The sequence below is a fragment of the Desulfitobacterium sp. PCE1 genome (assembly GCF_000384015.1).
GTDB classification, from domain to species: Bacteria; Bacillota; Desulfitobacteriia; order Desulfitobacteriales; family Desulfitobacteriaceae; genus Desulfitobacterium; species Desulfitobacterium dehalogenans.
This window is the reverse complement of the sequence record NZ_KB913023.1, coordinates 2,208,331-2,224,469: the sequence shown is the minus strand read 5'-3', so window position 1 is coordinate 2,224,469 and position 16,139 is coordinate 2,208,331. Positions and strand designations below refer to the sequence as shown.

Genomic DNA, 16,139 nt, shown 5'->3' with positions numbered 1-16,139 from the left:
GGATGAACAATTTATAAATTCGCAAATTCAGCGGTTTGTTTCTTTATACCTGAGAGGAATCTTAAGATTTCCTCACGGCGTTTTACTGCCAATCGCTTCCCTGTTTTCGTATAGACCTTATTGGGTAGGGCTTCGGCGAATGTTCTGGCCCGCTCCAATGCGTCTTCAGGGGTACGGATCAGCTCGTCTTGTCCAATCAAACTGAATAAACGAGTGATACCGATATTGCCCAGGTTGTCCAATATATCCGAATCTCTTAGATAAACGGCTTCATCACTTCGGCCCGGCTCGGAATAATACATGTGATATTCTATAGCTTCCAGGACGATGGGGAGTTTATCGCTGGGAAAGGCCATCCGTTGTAGTATATTGGCTGCAACCCCTTTTGAACGAAGGGAATGGTCCACATTGGGTAAGGCATAGGCTGAATATCTTCCTGTATCATGAAGCATGGCAGAAAAAAAGAGTATGTCATCATCGAGATCTAAATGCTGAGATAATTCTTTGGCTAGAAGATAGACCCGATTGCAGTGCTTTAACCCCCAGGCAGGATGAGCGCCGGATTGATTGATGATCTGAACAAGTTCTTCCCTTTGCCCCATATTGATATCGACCTCCTAAAAATTGTATAATTAGATATACGCCAAAGAGTCAGAGGAGTCCTTCTATTTTTGTAAATTATGGTATTTTTTTACCTGATATTTTTTCGCGGCCATAGTATCTATTACCCTAAAAAAAACAAATATAATAAAGAACTTTCTATAATTCGTATTTATGCATTATAATAACCCTTTAAGGAGTGAACTTCGTGTATAGGTCAAATGTTTATGGGAGCTTTGTACAAGCTCTTTTCTTTTCTGGTACGGTAGGAGTGCCTAAGTATTTTCTAAATCATTACTCAGAGCTTGATATCAGCCATATAGAGGCGTTATTGATTATTCAAATTATGGGAGAAATCGAGAATAACCCCTATCCCACATCCCAGCTTTTAGCCCAGCGCATGAATCTTGATGTCATTCGGGTGGAGGAGATGATATCTCATTTAATGGCGCGCAATTATCTTTCCCTTGAAAAACACTGGGACCCTGTAGAGCAAAAATCTATCTTATCCTACAGCTTTGTAGGTCTCATCGATGAATTATCAGAACGATGGGCTATTGAGCAAGTTAAGCGTTATGAAGCCGAACAAAATCTAGAGAAAGAGCGTCTTGAGCACCAGGGAAATCCATCCCCTTCAAGCCCCATCGGACAAATCATAAAAACATTCGAACAAGAATTAGGCCGCCCTTTGACCTCCATAGAATGCGAGGTAATAGAGACCTGGATCTCATCTAAGTTTTCTGAAGAACTCATCCTGGCAGCCTTTAAGCGTGGTGTAATGGCGGGCATTCGAAATTTCCGCTATATTGACTCCATTTTAAGAGAATGGGAAAAGAAAGGATTAAGAACCTTACATGAAGTTGAGGCTGATGATGCCTATTTCCAATCAAAGCATGAGAAATCCCGAGGGAAAAAAACTCCACAACAGCAGCCGACTCGAAAAGTACCTCAAGGTAAATATGAAGATTTTTACCTTTCATAACTTTTTTCTATTATTGAGTAATGAAGTGGGGGAGTGAGGAAATGAAATCCATAAAGAATATTATGCAAGATAGTTATCTCGACGAACTTAAAAATAAACGTGAGCAATCTGAGCTGCCACCTAATGGCCAATTATTCAAGCCGACTATGAATTGCCCCCTCTGTGAAGATCGGGGGATAATTTTCGATGGGGAATCGGCGCGTCCCTGTACTTGTATGCGGCAAAAACGTATGGAGAATCTGTTCCGCCATGCACGTATGGCACGTGGATTGCTTAATTGCCGTTTTGACACCTTTAAACAGGACTATTATCTGAGCCAAGTTAATCCCAAAGATCGGAGTTACCTTGAAGGCGCTTTAACGGCCTTTAATGCATCAAGGGAGTTTGTCGCCCGTTCTCAAAATGATTATCATGGCTTAGGTTTGATCCTTATAGGTCCGGTCGGGGCAGGCAAGACCTTTCTTGCGGCAGCCATTGCCAATGCTTTAATGGAACAGGAACAGCAAGTCCTCTTTCTAGTCGTTCCGGATCTTTTGGATCAACTGCGTGCCACCTATAAGTCCGATGAGAGTGAACTGGATCTCTTGGATACGGCTCGGGAAATTCCTATACTCATTCTGGATGATCTAGGTGCCCATAACTACACTGACTGGACTCGTAATCGTCTTTATTCCATTATTAATTATCGCTTAAACCAACAATTGCCGACGGTTATAACCTCCAATTTGTCTTTGGAAGAGATGGAAGAGTATTTAGGCGCACGAACCACCTCGCGGCTCATTCAATCCTGCCGGATCTTTAGAATGAATGTTGAACAGGATATTAGGCTTCGTCAATATCAAGATAGAGAAAAAGAACGAAAAAAACAGTAAATAAGTTTGAAAAAGTATGCATGTCTTCTTCAGGACATGCATACTTTTTCATAGAGAAGAATCCGAATGGAGGTGCCTGAAATGGCCAAAATTATTGCGATTAATCGCAAATACTTTACCCTAATTTTAAGTGCGTTCTTAGTCTGCTTGATTGGAATTGCTGGAGTAACCCTCTGGAAAACGGCACAAGCAAGTGCGAATGGACCCGTCCCTGAAGTAAAAATGTTGGGAGTTGCCGTAGAACCCAGTTCTTTTACTCAAGATTTAACGTATGGAACAGTTACAATTAAATCCAGTCAAGTTATCAATGCTAACAAATTTGACCTCATTGCCACGGTTCAAAATACGACAGGTGGAAAAATGTCGAATATACCTGTTGAGCTGGAAGTCTCATTAGTAGGGGATAACGCACAAAAAGTCAGCAAAATTGGTACCTTGCCATCTCTTGATCCTGGTGCTACGGCAAGAGTAGCCTTCCGTGATATTAAAGCCTTAGGTGATGCAGCAGGTAAAAGCGCAACAGCCGGGCAACATAAAATTACCCTGAGAATTAAGCCCAATGCGGAAGGTGGCATAACCCAAGCCACTGAGGCGAGCTTTTTCTTTAATGTAGATTCCACTGTAAAAGCGCCCAACGCAGCTAAATAAATAACAATATCAAAAATGATAATTATACCAAGAGTGATAAATATATCATTAAAGATAATTATATCATTAATTGAAAAATTCTAAGGACGATAAAAATATACAATTATACCTATTTTTGATGCTTAACAATCCAGCTGATCTTTGAGACCGTTGAGGTGCAAAAAAAATTGTACCTCTTTTTTCTATTTCTTCACTATTGGGACATAATAGGTTTAGACGCAGAGAAAAACACCCTCCGATAGTTTAATTTTCAGAACAGGACAAAAACCATTACCATATATTGCTAAAAGAAGGAGAGGGTGAGCATAATGAATCTCCATGAATATATAATTGCAAACCAGAGCAATAATTCGCAAAATAAGGACACTCAGATTATTAATGTGGGGTTCTCACTTCTTTCCCGCGTCAGTTCTGTTCCAGGGAGTCCCGTCTTTACATTTCTTCAACCCCTTATTAATAGTCGTTTATTCTTAGCCCCTTGGATTTTATTAGGCTCTCAAATTCTATTGCTTTTGGCGAAACATGTTTTTCACCTTGAAAAATTAACCGTTCTCGATATAGCTAGAGGACAAAGACTCCAGATACCTATCGAGGAATTACAGAATTTAATTCGCTATTTGTGCTCTCGGCAAACCCAGGCGACATCCAATCAAGATTCCAATTTTGATACCGCCCAAAACGGTACCGACCCTATTCCCTTCCCGACAGAACTACCACCCGGTAGTCCAGGATATTTAGCTATTTTTGTATCTGTAGATTATACGGATGAATTGTACACTCCAACTCTTTTTTTCTTTGTACCGATATTGAGCTTTCCTGGCTTAAGAGGAGCTTTACCATTTCTTATCTTGGCCATATTGGCTATAATCTTTGTACGTTGCGTCGTCCCGCCGGAGACGACAGGGGCAAAACCAGAACCAAAACCGAGAATGGAGCAGAATCAATCCTTTAATCTACGCTCAGAAGACGTGACGGCAATTCTAAGGCGTTTTGGCAGGTTTTTTAACTCTCCCTAATTTGTTCCTTCTCCGAAATTAGTGTAGAATTGAGCCTGTAATGGCTATCTTAAATATATTAAAGGAAGTGTATTACTTCATGGAACAGGATAATAAGCTCGGACGGGAACGTCTATCTAGCTTAGTCATACTTTTTTGCCTAACCCTTACGATTCTAACTTCAATAGGAGTAAATTACCTGGATGTAAAAGTACTCAATATTGAGCTCATAGATCGTGAACTCTATTCCATCATAACGGAAAAAGGGAATGTAAATATCCACCCGGATGATATTCTTCGTATTGAACGAACCTATACCAAAGAAGCCTTTACCGGCGAACCTGTAGAGCTGGACAAAATTTATACCGATAAAGGATTTGTTTTCCTTTCCTCACAAGCACGCTATGCTGAAAGTGGTAAGAAATTAATGAATTCAGTGGATTATTATGGGCTTCCTTTGTGGGAGCGTTCAGGCGTGGATTGGAAGTCTTTAAAAAAATACAGTTATGCAGTGGGAACTCCTGCTCAGCAGGTTCCTATTCTCTTTTTTCTTATTTCTCTTCAATACGCTGCCTTATCTATAGGTGGAATAGCTTTACTTATTCTCATTTTTCCCCTTCGCTTAGAGGAAGAGGATTGGGAGAATTCCTCATCTTTTGTTCAGGAAGAGCAGGAACTAATCCAGGAAGAACAGGATGAACCTCAGAAGGAAGTACTTAAATCCTTTGCGAAGTAATCCCCGAGGAAATAACAAAAAGAGCCAATTGGCTCTTTTTGCGCATTATCAGATGAGATTATAATTCACGACTGACATATTCGACAAGGTCGGCTACACGGCAGGAATAACCCCATTCATTATCATACCAAGAGATTACTTTAATAAGGTTGTCCTCCATAACCATAGTGGATAGGCCATCAACGATGGATGAGGCGGAGTTACCATTAAAATCACTTGAAACTAGGGGAAGCTCGGTGTAATCTAGAATTCCCTTCAGCTTATTTTCGCTGGAGTTGCGTAAGACTCCGTTGAGTTCTTCAATCGTTGTGCTTTTTTCAATTTCTGCCACTAAATCAATAACAGATACATTGGGGGTGGGGACACGCATAGCAAAACCGTTGAGCTTTCCGTTAAGTTCAGGTAAAACAAGTGCTACAGCCTTTGCCGCTCCTGTAGTGGTAGGAATGATGGAAAGTCCTGCTGCCCGGGCTCGGCGTAAATCCTTATGGGATTGATCCAAAATTTGCTGGTCGTTGGTGTAAGAATGAACAGTGGTCATTAACCCCCGCTTGATTCCGAAATTCTCGTGAATCACCTTGGCTACAGGAGCCAGACAATTGGTCGTGCAGGATGCATTGGATATGATATGGTGTTTTTGGGGATCATATAGTTCTTCATTTACGCCCATGACAAGGGTAACATCTTCCTCCTTGGCAGGAGCAGAAATAACGACTTTGCGCGCGCCATTTTTGAGGTGCTTTTGACAAGCCGGCCCATTATTGAACTTTCCGCTGGACTCAATAACAACATCCACGCCTAATTCACCCCAAGGAATATCTCCGGGATCTGTGTGGGAAACTACCTTAATCAATTGTCCATCTACAGTGAAACCATCCTCAGTGTGCTGGACATGGGCAGGGAAAATACCATGTACGGAATCGTATTTTAAGAGATGAGGTAAAATCTCACCTGTTGATCGATTATTGACGGCAACGATTTCAATGTTTTCTCTTCCGTAAGCAGCCCGAAAAACGTTCCGCCCAATTCGACCAAATCCATTAATCCCAATTCGAATTGTCAACTTACCGCACTCCTTTAATCTAAATTCGTTACATCCATTTGATAGTTTAACATCTTTTTCAGTATGACACAATTACTTTTAAGACGTAAATGTGACATACTTGTATGGCTCCATTTGTCAGCCCTAGCCCAGTCGAAGCTTAGTTGCCCATGATTTTAAAACGATAAAGTTTTATGCTTTTTAATACGACTAAAAAGGAGGCCGTTCAATGCAAGTCACTGTGACGCATATTAAAGGAATGCACTTTGAAGGAGAAGGTCAATCTAAGCTGAGAACACAAATTGACAGCAGCGTTACCACAGGGGGATCAGGATATGGCTCCAGTCCTATGGAGCTTGTGCTCATGGCTGTGGCAGGCTGCAGTGGAATGGATAGTGTCATGATCTTAGAAAAAATGCAGATTACCTATGAACGATTTGAAATCTCAGTAATGGGGGAGAGAGCAGCAGAACACCCTCGTATTTTTACCGATATTGAACTAACCTTTAAGTTCTGGGGAAGCAATCTTCCTAAAGAAAAACTTCTCCGGGCTATTCAATTATCCATGGAGAAATATTGCAGTGTGGCCAATATGATAGATAAGGTTGCCAATCTTACATACAAATTGGAAACTTATCCAAATTAAATGGCATCGTTAATAAATAATTAATATTGAGAGAGTTGAACCCATAGTTGGCATTTGTTATACTGGTCGTGTTTAGATTAACATTAGGATAAGCATTTATACTAAGCCGCATTTTAAATGCGGCTTGTTTTTAGCTGTTCAAAATGTAATTTCATGATATAATTTCATGGTGCACAAGGGCAACCAACGACTTGTCCTTGTTACTAGGGTGGAGAAAAAATAAAAGTGCTATTCTGATTCTTGTGAGTAAAGCTACGCTTACAGGTCTTCTCTGGGCTATTTGCAAGAGCAACAGTATCTTAAGCTTTAATTTTTTATGAAAATTATAATGAAAAAGAACACGATAGAGGAGTGATCAAGGCACATGATGAAGAAAAAGCGCAGAGTTCGTTGGAAAATGATTGTTACTTTCTTGGTTTTTAATATAATCTTTGCCGGTTGTCTCGTTCCCTTTGTGCTATTTTGGGGACCATTTGAAGCATTAAAAGTTATGGCAGTAGGTGCAGTAGAAACATCACGTCACCCCCAGGTGGTTCGCTTCTTTCTTTCCGAGGAAAGGATCAGTGAAATTATGCACACTTATGATGGTTATGGTACACAAGTAGGGGGAAATATTGACAGACAAACCAATGTTGAAGATACTTCGTCCGGTATCGTTATTGAAGATATACAAGGTCAGAATTTCAAGGGAAAAGTTATGCTCATAAGCGATCCCAAGCGTGTAAAATTAGCTGTTACCCAGGAAATTGGAGTAGCCGGGGAGAGACTCTCGGATATGGTGAAACACTCAAGTGCTATTGCCGGTATCAACGCCGGAGGCTTCTATGATCCTAATGGTGAAGGCAATGGAGCATTTCCTGATGGTATTACAGTACAGAACGGGGAAATCGTTCACAATAATGTAGGGAATAAAGTGGTTGATTTTATTGGTCTTGATGCAGAGGGTAAATTGATTATTGAACCTATGAATGTTGATCAAGTTAAAGAAAAGAATATTCGGGAAGGTGTCAGTTTTTATCCTCCCTTGGTTAAGAAGGGTAAGCCTGCCGTCTCCGGGGATGGCGGTTGGGGTATTGCTCCCCGTACCGGAATAGGTCAACGTGCGGATGGGACCATTATTTTTGTAGTGATCGATGGACGTCAGCCTACCTGGAGTATTGGAGCAACTTTAAGAGATATGATGAATGTCTTTTTAGAGTATGATGCTGTAGAAGCGGTTAATCTGGATGGCGGATCCTCTTCCGAGATGGTTTATAATGGCAAGATCATAAATAAGCTCTGGAATATTTTTGGCGAACGATATATCCCCACCGGGTTTGTAGTTATGCCTTAATTTGGGGAAGAATGAAGGGGGTGTATTCTTGAAAAGAAAGACTCGTACTCTTATCAGAACAATGACCAGTTGGGTTATGGTTTCATTAATGCTTCAATTTGCTTTTTACTATTTCCTCAATCATAAAATCGAAGGCGTCATGGCACCGGTTATAGCTCAACCTATTGTAGTTGAGAGCTTGGAAGCTGAGATACCGGGTACCAATCTGGAGAACCTGCAACTCTCTTTTGGGAAAGATTATTTAGCTTATCAAGAGAACGGCATGCTCAAGGTTTACAATCTGAAACAAGAAAAAGTCGTTTTTGAGAAATCTCCCCAGGGGGATAGCAAATATGATATGGGAGCAATCTATTATCAATGGCTCCCGGATCGGGACACTCTTGTCTATTTCTATGCCCGCAAGAACCCTAATCCTACGACCACCGTGCAGGTTCCTATAGAAGAGCCGGCGGAAAATAATGTTACACCTCCGGCGACAACTGAGCCCGATGCTGTGGAGGATCCCAATCAGGCACCGGGTACCGGATCCCAGACTCAGCAAGAGCCAGTAAAGAAGACCCCAAAGACTCGTACGGAAATCCGCTACAACAATCCACAAATTACCGAAGTCTATACTTTAGAGCTGCCTCCCAGTGATGAAGAGGGGACGGCACCGGATGATCGGTATAACCGCAGTATTGATAGCTTCCCTGCGGTCGGGGATATCAAGCAGATGGTGGTATCCACCTTTACCAATTTGCTCTATCTTGCTATTGAAAATGACGGGAAGTTTCAGCTTATGGAAATAGATATTATGAAAAATGTCCGCACATTGAACCAAGCGGGGGAAGTCATTACCCAGATGGCAGCTTCGGATAAGTTTGGAACCCTGTATGCAAAAAGCATTTCCGGAAAATCAGAGAGAATCATTGCTTTGCAAGGTTGGAACAGGGAAGTGGTATCTGAGGACTCTGATGATGTGATTTTAGGAAATAGGGGAGGCACTCTTTACCTGGGGCATGTTAAAGATAACAAATTAGTGAGTATCCGCAGTGGAGAAGAGAATTCCGAAGAAAAAAGCCTGAAATTCAAAACGATTTGGGAAGGCTCCATACCTTACGATGATCCCAAAGGTGTTATCATCGGGGCTAATCGTGAAATTATTGTCTATGATGATTTGACGGCCTATATTATCAGTGAAGGTAAGGACAAAGAAGTAAAACTCAGTGGAGAAGAAAATTATATCTCTTCTGATGGGGTTGAAGTCATTCAAGTCACACGAGAAGGTATGTCCACCAAAGTAAAACTACATCCTCTGGAATAAGTCAAAGGCGGAAGAGTAATATCTTCCGCCTTTTGAATCATGGTTTTGTTTTTTGATTTTCTAAGTCCGCGGAGTCCTCAGAATCAGATTTATCATAATCAGAATCTGAATCCTTATTGTCCCCTAAACCACTAGAGTCTCCGGTTATTTTTTTAAATTGCAGCTCCAACTGATTGAGCATCTCCCGTATCTGTTCGATTTGCTTCAAGAGGGCTTGGGTCTCATCTTCTGCGTCGATCGTCGGTTCCTGATCCTCTTCGGAGTCTAAGGACGCAGGCGCGAAAGCAGATACATTAGCTTGAGGAGGAGGAGAGAGCTTCAGTCTAACCCCAAAAAGTTGAGCAAGAGCCTCTTCGAAGGTCTCACTCATAACAATTTTATCCCCATAGGCCACGACGACCCGTTTCATTTCAGGAGTGCTGCCTCCTTTTTCGGATTGTAAATAAATCGGCTCAACATATAGAAAACTATTGGCTATCGGAAGTACTAATAAATTGCCGCGAATGACACTGGAGCCTCTTTGACCCCATAAGGCCAGCTGCTTTGAGATTTCGGGATCCTGGTCGATCCGTAATTCAACTTGGAGAGGACCATCCACTTCACTGTTTTTGGGAATTTTATAGAGTCTTAACTCCCCGTAATATTCACCATCCATACGGGCAGCCAACCAAGCCACCATATTATTTCTAATATTGCTTGAACTGGATGAAGGAGTGAAGGGAATCATCAAAATCAACTCAGGATGATCACTGCCGGGGAGTTGCATAACACTGTAATAAGGGGCAATGTTCTGAGGCTCAGAAGCAAAGAGTTCCTTGGCAATATCCCAAGCGTCTTCCTTATTATAAAATACAGTAGGATCTGTCATATGAAAATTCTTGAGCATAGTGCTCTGAATCGTAAACAGGGTCTCGGGATAGCGAAGATGTGACTTGAGAGTGTCAGACATTGCGGATAAATCTTTAAAGACTCCAGGAAATATTTTGCGATAGGTCTGCAAGATGGGATCCTTGGCATCCACTGCAAAGAATTCAACTGTTCCATCATAAGCATCCACTACGACTTTCACAGAGTTACGAATATAATTGATTTCCCGTTCGGGGGTCATACTGGAATAAGGAAAAGTGTCAGACACAGTATAGGCATCTATAATCCATTTGAGCCGTCCTTCATCAACAACTAAATAGGGATCATCATCGTATTGGAGGAAGGGCACAAGCTTCTCTACACGATCCATGATATTGCGATGCAAGAGGATACGGCTTTGGGAATTGATTTCGTTAGCTAAATAAAAGCGCAAAGTTCCATGCTTTATAGAAAGCATAAGCCGGTTGAAGGGAGTCAGTTGAATGCCCGATTTGCCCCCATAGCGTGTTTCCGCATTGGAGCCACCTGCCGGATAATCAAATTCCTTTAAATCCGTATTGACAACAACCCAGTCATGGGTTAATTCTCCGAAATAAATGCGAGGCTGGCTTAGTTGAAACTCTTGATAATCGGTAGCCGGTGGCACATCTTTAATGGCAAAGGCGGGGAGTCCTTCAGGTGTGACGGCATTGGCAAAAGAAGCAACCACTCCAAAACCATGAGTGTATTTGAACCGTAAATTAACAAAGGTTTGAGCGGTCCTTTCTAAATCCTGATAGGAGAACTCACGGGGGGCAAGCATAACTTGCCGATACTCCCCATTGACCCTATAGCGGTCAATATCAATATCATGGAATTTATAATATGGACGTATACCCTGTTTTTGGGTATAGGTTTGGAGCATAGGGTGAGGGTCATTGAGGCGGACATTATTCAAGGTCGGCAGCTCTTTTTGGATAGTCTCAGAAGTCAAAGGCTGGTTGGCCTGATAGTTTTCTTCCATAATTTGATCAAGGCCATAGGCAAAACGGGTTAAAGCGATTTCATTTTGAATGTATGGTATTTCTTTTTCCAATTCATTGGGGATCACTACCATGGATTGAAGAACCATTGGCCAAAGACCGGAAAGAAGAGGTATGCTGATAAAGATGGTCAAAATAGGGAGTGTTAGCAAACGCACCTCGTTCTTAAAGAAGGATAGGCCTCCCCCGATAAAGCCCAAAGCACATAGAATCATCAATGCTTTTAAGGCCGGCAAGGCAGCATGAATGTCTGCGTATCCTGAACCTAAGACTAATCCGTGTTGAGAATAAAGCAATCGGAAGGTATCAAAATAACAGCCAAATCCTTTGAAGAGAAAAAGTACCGTAATAAGTATGGCAAGATGGCGCCGGGCAGCAGGATTAATCTCGACAGCTTCTTTCCTCCAAATAAGAAAGGATTGAAAATGGATAACACCGGTAAAACTATAGAATAATACCGTAAAAAATGTGAGTAAGAAAAGCGGTCCGAAAAAAGCATTATAAATGGTATAGAAAAAAGGTAATTGAAAAACATAGAAGCCTAAGTCTTTAAAAAAGATGGGATCCCCTTGCCCAAAGGGAGTGGAGTTTAGAAAGGTCAGAACTTCAAGCCAACCGGTAAAGCCTGTAACGAAGCTGACCCCAAAACTGATCAGGACTGAAACGATAATGAGCCAAATTGTCATTTTACGCTGGCTTAAGTGATAAAGTGGACGGTCCATTTCATGAACTAAGCGTAAACGTTTCCTTAGTCGTTCATTGACGAAAGTTAAGATGGCGTGACGTATAGAAAATAGGGTACCTGCGATAAAGGTGAAGAGAATGGTCCCGTTGACAATTTGAATGAGTCCTTTACTTATTAATGGAGTCCAAAAAAGCTGGCTGTATCCCAGGTCGGAATACCATAAATAATCTTCGAAAAGTCCGCTGAGTGTAATTAGAAGCGATAATCCTATCCCTAGAAGGACCAATAAGAAACGTGCTGTTCGTCTCAATCCCATACCCCCTTTACTCGTGAAGTTGTTGCCTATAGGTATTCTGCCCAATCCTAGAAAAACCCTGCACTCCTATCTTCTTATATTCAAAAATTGCTAAAAATAGTTAGGGTTTTGAGTTAAATTGTGATATAATTATCTTTGTTTTTTATTGCCAATATTTTTTGTTGTAACAATTAAGTAAATTTTTATTATATTCTGTAAATTAAATGACTTGTCTTTTTTCTCTTGTTGTACTATGCTGTACATGTGAGATTATGTATCTTTTATAAGCAAAAAGGGTTAGAGGAGGGAGTTTTTTGCATTTCGTAGTTTGTCTAAAACAAGTTCCGGACTCGTCTGAAGTTCGGATTGACCCCAAAACGAACACGCTAATGCGTGAAGGGGTACCATCGATTATTAATCCATATGATGCCCATGCCCTTGAAGAGGCAATCCGTCTTAAGGAGAAAATGGGCGGGAAAGTTACTATCGTCACAATGGGTCCTCCACAAGCAAAAGAAGCACTCCGGAAGGCTATGTCCTTTGGGGCGGATCGCGCTATTCTTTTAAGCGATCGGGCATTCGGTGGCTCAGATTCTTTGGCAACAGCTTACATTATAACCCAAGCCATTTTAAAGATTCATGAAACAGAACCTGTAGATTTAGTATTGGCCGGCAAGGAAGCTATCGATGGGGATACTGCTCAGACAGGTCCCGGAATTGCTTGCCGCTTAGGCTTTCCGCAATTGACTTATGTTATTAAAGTTACTGATATTAATAAGGATACCATAACCGTTCAGCGTAAGCTTGAAACAGGTAAAGAAGTGGTACAAGCTAAATTACCGGCACTTCTGACCGTTGAAAAGGAGCTTAATGATTTGCGTTATGCTTCCTTACCCAATATGATGAAGGCTGCTTCCTATGAACCTGAAGTCATCGACTCCAAGTCCTTTGAGTTCGATGTGACTCAAATGGGACTTAAGGGGTCGCCCACCAGTGTGAATAAGATTTTTGCCCCGCCTGCCCGTTCAGGTGGAGAAACCTTTGATGGCACGAAAGATCCACAAGGCGTAGCCGCCCAAGTGGTGGAGAAAATGTTCCAGCATAATATTATCATGGTTAATCCCGCTGCGAAGGGAGGCAATCGGTAATGGCAGTTATCATAGGTCCTGGCTGTATTAGTTGTGGAATTTGTGTCGGGGAATGCCCCGTCGAAGCCTTGGAATTAGGGGGTAGCGGCGTAGTCGTCGATGCCGGAAAATGTACCGAATGTGGGGACTGCGTAAGTTCTTGTCCCAGCAATATTCTCTCTTTACCTGAAGGAGCCGGAAAAAGTGCTGAGGAAACAAAAGAAACCTCCCCTGAGCCATCTCAAGGAAGTGCACCTGCAGCAAAGGTAGAGAAGAAAGCAGCACCTGTCCCTGGTGGAGATGTTTGGAGTGGGGTATGGGTCGTCATAGAATATAACCGCGGCGAAGTGGCTCCTGTTTCCTGGGAACTTCTGGGTGAAGGACGTAAGCTGGCTAATGATATTGGTTGTGAATTAGCCGGTGTCCTTGTAGGTCATGATGTGGAAGCCGTTATTCCGGAAGCTTTTGCCCACGGAGCAGAAAAAGTCTATGTGGTGGATGATCCTGTTCTCAAGGATTATCGGACACAGCCTTATGCCGAAGCGATCACCGATCTCGTTCGCAGGTACCAGCCTGAGATTATCCTCATGGGTGCTACAGCCATGGGACGTGACGTATTCCCTGTTGTTGCGACAAAGATGCAAACAGGCTTAACAGCCGATTGCACCGTGTTGAGTATTGATCCTAATTCCAAGCTTTTGCTGCAGACCCGTCCTGCTTTCGGCGGCAATATCATGGCGACCATTCTCTGTAAAACCCGCCGTCCACAAATGGCCACGGTCCGTCCCAGGGTTATGGCCATGCCTGAACGAGTTGAGGGCCGGACAGGTGAAGTGGTTCGTGAAGAGCTTGGAATGGCAGAAGATGAAATCTTAACAAAAATTGTTGACTTTATTAAAGGCGATGCGAAAAGCATCTTCTTAGACAAAGCTGAGATCCTCGTGGCTGTCGGCTTAGGGCTTGCCTCTAAGAAAAACATGGTTCTAGCAGAGGAATTAGCTGAAGTACTCGGTGCAACCCTTGCGGGAACCCGTGGTGCAGTGGAAGCAGGTTGGATTACCCATGACCGGCAAGTTGGTCAAACAGGTGTAACGGTTCGACCAAAGCTCTATATTGCCATCGGTATCTCTGGAGCTATCCAGCACTTAGTGGGAATGGAAACATCCGACAGCATTATTGCTATCAATAACGATCCCGATGCTGCAATATTCCGTGTTGCAACCTACGGAATCGTGGGAGATCTTAATGAGGTCGTACCAGCTTTAACAGCTGAGTTTAAGAAACGCCTACAGCACGGCTTGGCGAAATAAGGAGGGCCAACATGGAAAAGTTTGATGTAATCGTCGTTGGAGGCGGTCCTGCCGGCCTATCTGCTGCCATTAGTGCCGCACAAGCCGGAATGAAGACTGCTGTTATTGAACGGGGAGACTATCCCGGTACTAAAAATGTTATGGGTGGGGTACTCTATACTCAGGCTACCAATGAAGTGGTACCTGACTTTTGGAAGGAAGCTCCGTTGGAAAGACCGGTTATCGAGCAACGCTACGCTTTCTTAAGCAAAGATGAAATACTCACCGCCGGTTATCGCGATCCGGCCTGGGGACAAACACCTTATAATGCTCACACAGTATTAAGGGTAAAATTTGACCGCTGGCTGGCCGATCAAGCTGTTAAGGCTGGGGCTATGATCATCACTGAGACTCTGGTTGAGGATCTCCTCTATCACGGCGATGATGTGGTCGGTGTTCGCACAGGTCGTGCTGAAGGAGACCTGGGAGCTAAAGTTGTCATCTTAGCGGAAGGGGCTAATAATTTCTTAGCTTGCAAGGCTGGGCTTGCCAAGCCTCTGCGCCCTGAGAATATGGCCGTTGTAGTTAAAGAAATTATTGAACTTCCCCCTGAGAAAATCGAAGATCGCTTCTGCCTGGAGTCTCATGAAGGGGCAACCATCGAACTTTTCGGTGATTCTACGGATGGAATGATGGGAACATCCTTCATCTATACCAACAAAAACTCCCTCTCCATTGGGGTTGGGGCCATGGTTCACTCTATGTCTGAAAAGGGATGGTCACCTAATGATCTCTTGGAAAACTTAAAAGCTAAACCTTATGTAAAAAGATTGCTGCAAGGTGGGGAAACCAAGGAATACTTGGCTCACCTGATCCCGGAAGGCGGTTACAATGCTATACCGAAGCTTTATCGCCAAGGGGTTATGGTAGTTGGTGATACAGCCATGTTCGTTAACGGTTTGAATCGTGAAGGCTCCAACTTAGCTATGGTTTCTGGTAAAATTGCCGGAAAAGTAGCTGCTGAAGCCATTCAATCCGGAGATATCAGTGCGCATGGTATGAGTGTCTATGAGACCCGTCTCCGTGACTCTTTTGTTATCAAAGACCTTTATAAGTTTAGAAAGCTCATGCCTTTCATAGAGTCCAATCCTCATTTGCTGGGCCAATATCCTGAAATCCTTAACCAAGCAGCGCGGATGTACTTCACTGCAGATGGCACACCGAAGGCACAAGTGTTCAGCAATATAATGGATATGATGTTTAAGAAGCGGACCAAGACTGGGCTTGTCAAAGATATGTTTAATGCTTGGAGGGCACTGAAATGAAATTAGATGATAAATTGTATTTGGTGCGCTTTAACACAGACAAATTAAATCACATTAAAATCATCAACGGAGATCTTTGTTTAAAGTGCAAAGACAGGGTATGTACTTTTATTTGCCCTGCCCATGTCTACGACTGGGATGAAGAAGAGAACCGTATTGCCGTTGGGTATGAAGGCTGTCTGGAATGCGGTACCTGCCGTGTAGCTTGCCCTCATGGCAATATTCAATGGGATTATCCACGGGGCGGTTTCGGAGTCTCCTGGAAGAACGGTTGATTTTTGATTCGTAATAATCTATTTTTGTTAAGACAGTAAAGGGGTAGTGGAATTTCCGCTGCCTCTTTACTGTTTTGACAAACCCCCGGTCATCCCT

At 42.7% G+C, this 16,139-nt stretch carries 15 protein-coding genes; 12 read left to right on the top strand and 3 right to left on the bottom strand.

Features of this window, described 5'->3' with window-relative positions; genetic code table 11:
- Positions 1-11 precede the first annotated feature (11 nt).
- On the bottom strand, positions 12-602 hold the full coding sequence (locus DESPCE1_RS0111015) for an HD domain-containing protein (RefSeq protein WP_014794077.1): 591 nt from the start codon (positions 600-602) through the stop codon (positions 12-14).
- Between the two features lie 206 nt (positions 603-808).
- Here DESPCE1_RS0111015 and DESPCE1_RS0111010 point away from each other — a divergent pair, with 206 nt between their 5' ends.
- The 5 genes from DESPCE1_RS0111010 (at position 809) to DESPCE1_RS0110990 (ending at position 4,833) form a co-directional block, all read left to right on the top strand.
- On the top strand, positions 809-1,582 hold the full coding sequence (locus tag DESPCE1_RS0111010) for a DnaD domain-containing protein (RefSeq protein WP_014794076.1): 774 nt from the start codon (positions 809-811) through the stop codon (positions 1,580-1,582).
- Between the two features lie 41 nt (positions 1,583-1,623).
- Positions 1,624-2,454, top strand: coding sequence for an ATP-binding protein (locus DESPCE1_RS0111005; RefSeq protein WP_014794075.1), 831 nt, complete (start codon positions 1,624-1,626; stop codon positions 2,452-2,454).
- Positions 2,455-2,535: 81 nt separating this feature from the next.
- Positions 2,536-3,102 (top strand): hypothetical protein, encoded by a 567-nt coding sequence (locus tag DESPCE1_RS0111000; RefSeq protein ID WP_014794074.1) that lies wholly within the window; start codon positions 2,536-2,538, stop codon positions 3,100-3,102.
- Between the two features lie 308 nt (positions 3,103-3,410).
- Entirely contained in the window at positions 3,411-4,118 is a 708-nt protein-coding gene (locus tag DESPCE1_RS0110995; protein ID WP_014794073.1) for a hypothetical protein, read from the top strand.
- Positions 4,119-4,197: 79 nt separating this feature from the next.
- Positions 4,198-4,833 carry a hypothetical protein gene (locus tag DESPCE1_RS0110990; protein ID WP_019850503.1) on the top strand — a complete coding sequence of 212 codons (636 nt, stop codon included), beginning with the start codon at positions 4,198-4,200 and terminating at the stop codon, positions 4,831-4,833.
- Between the two features lie 58 nt (positions 4,834-4,891).
- Here the strand turns inward: DESPCE1_RS0110990 and gap are convergent, their stop codons facing one another.
- Entirely contained in the window at positions 4,892-5,896 is a 1,005-nt protein-coding gene (gene gap, locus DESPCE1_RS0110985) for a type I glyceraldehyde-3-phosphate dehydrogenase (protein ID WP_014794071.1), read from the bottom strand.
- Positions 5,897-6,104: 208 nt separating this feature from the next.
- Here gap and DESPCE1_RS0110980 point away from each other — a divergent pair, with 208 nt between their 5' ends.
- The 3 genes from DESPCE1_RS0110980 to DESPCE1_RS0110970 all read left to right on the top strand — a co-directional run bounded on the left by DESPCE1_RS0110980 (position 6,105) and on the right by DESPCE1_RS0110970 (position 9,157).
- On the top strand, positions 6,105-6,521 hold the full coding sequence (locus tag DESPCE1_RS0110980) for an OsmC family protein (protein WP_014794070.1): 417 nt from the start codon (positions 6,105-6,107) through the stop codon (positions 6,519-6,521).
- A 364-nt stretch (positions 6,522-6,885) separates the two neighbouring features.
- Positions 6,886-7,854, top strand: a complete 969-nt coding sequence (locus DESPCE1_RS0110975) for a phosphodiester glycosidase family protein (protein ID WP_014794069.1) — start codon at positions 6,886-6,888, stop codon at positions 7,852-7,854.
- A gap of 28 nt (positions 7,855-7,882) precedes the next feature.
- Positions 7,883-9,157 carry a hypothetical protein gene (locus DESPCE1_RS0110970; RefSeq protein WP_019850502.1) on the top strand — a complete coding sequence of 425 codons (1,275 nt, stop codon included), beginning with the start codon at positions 7,883-7,885 and terminating at the stop codon, positions 9,155-9,157.
- A gap of 37 nt (positions 9,158-9,194) precedes the next feature.
- Here DESPCE1_RS0110970 and DESPCE1_RS0110965 read toward each other — a convergent pair whose 3' ends face one another.
- Positions 9,195-12,041, bottom strand: a complete 2,847-nt coding sequence (locus DESPCE1_RS0110965; RefSeq protein WP_019850501.1) for a UPF0182 family protein — start codon at positions 12,039-12,041, stop codon at positions 9,195-9,197.
- 299 nt (positions 12,042-12,340) lie between these two features.
- Here DESPCE1_RS0110965 and DESPCE1_RS0110960 point away from each other — a divergent pair, with 299 nt between their 5' ends.
- From DESPCE1_RS0110960 to DESPCE1_RS0110945, 4 genes are read left to right on the top strand one after another with little or no spacing between them, the layout of a single operon-like run.
- Complete coding sequence (locus tag DESPCE1_RS0110960; RefSeq protein WP_014794066.1) at positions 12,341-13,174, top strand: electron transfer flavoprotein subunit beta/FixA family protein; 834 nt, start codon at positions 12,341-12,343, stop codon at positions 13,172-13,174.
- Entirely contained in the window at positions 13,174-14,463 is a 1,290-nt protein-coding gene (locus tag DESPCE1_RS0110955; RefSeq protein ID WP_014794065.1) for an electron transfer flavoprotein subunit alpha, read from the top strand. Before DESPCE1_RS0110960 ends, DESPCE1_RS0110955 begins: the two co-directional genes overlap by 1 nt.
- A gap of 11 nt (positions 14,464-14,474) precedes the next feature.
- Complete coding sequence (locus DESPCE1_RS0110950; protein WP_014794064.1) at positions 14,475-15,767, top strand: FAD-dependent oxidoreductase; 1,293 nt, start codon at positions 14,475-14,477, stop codon at positions 15,765-15,767.
- The gene (locus tag DESPCE1_RS0110945; protein WP_014794063.1) at positions 15,764-16,042 is read left to right on the top strand and encodes a ferredoxin family protein; all 279 of its coding nucleotides are present in this window, start codon (positions 15,764-15,766) and stop codon (positions 16,040-16,042) included. The genes DESPCE1_RS0110950 and DESPCE1_RS0110945 overlap by 4 nt, the downstream gene beginning before the upstream one ends.
- The last annotated feature ends 97 nt before the right edge of the window (positions 16,043-16,139 follow it).

Bases quoted from the DNA above. Each gene is read 5' to 3' on its own strand.
- DESPCE1_RS0111015 (WP_014794077.1), bottom strand. From the start codon at position 602: ATGGGGCAAAGGGAAGAACTTGTTCAGATCATCAATCAATCCGGCGCT.
- DESPCE1_RS0111005 (WP_014794075.1), top strand. From the start codon at position 1,624: ATGAAATCCATAAAGAATATTATGCAAGATAGTTATCTCGACGAACTT.
- DESPCE1_RS0111000 (WP_014794074.1), top strand. From the start codon at position 2,536: ATGGCCAAAATTATTGCGATTAATCGCAAATACTTTACCCTAATTTTA.
- DESPCE1_RS0110995 (WP_014794073.1), top strand. From the start codon at position 3,411: ATGAATCTCCATGAATATATAATTGCAAACCAGAGCAATAATTCGCAA.
- DESPCE1_RS0110990 (WP_019850503.1), top strand. From the start codon at position 4,198: ATGGAACAGGATAATAAGCTCGGACGGGAACGTCTATCTAGCTTAGTC.
- DESPCE1_RS0110980 (WP_014794070.1), top strand. From the start codon at position 6,105: ATGCAAGTCACTGTGACGCATATTAAAGGAATGCACTTTGAAGGAGAA.
- DESPCE1_RS0110975 (WP_014794069.1), top strand. From the start codon at position 6,886: ATGATGAAGAAAAAGCGCAGAGTTCGTTGGAAAATGATTGTTACTTTC.
- DESPCE1_RS0110955 (WP_014794065.1), top strand. From the start codon at position 13,174: ATGGCAGTTATCATAGGTCCTGGCTGTATTAGTTGTGGAATTTGTGTC.
- DESPCE1_RS0110950 (WP_014794064.1), top strand. From the start codon at position 14,475: ATGGAAAAGTTTGATGTAATCGTCGTTGGAGGCGGTCCTGCCGGCCTA.
- DESPCE1_RS0110945 (WP_014794063.1), top strand. From the start codon at position 15,764: ATGAAATTAGATGATAAATTGTATTTGGTGCGCTTTAACACAGACAAA.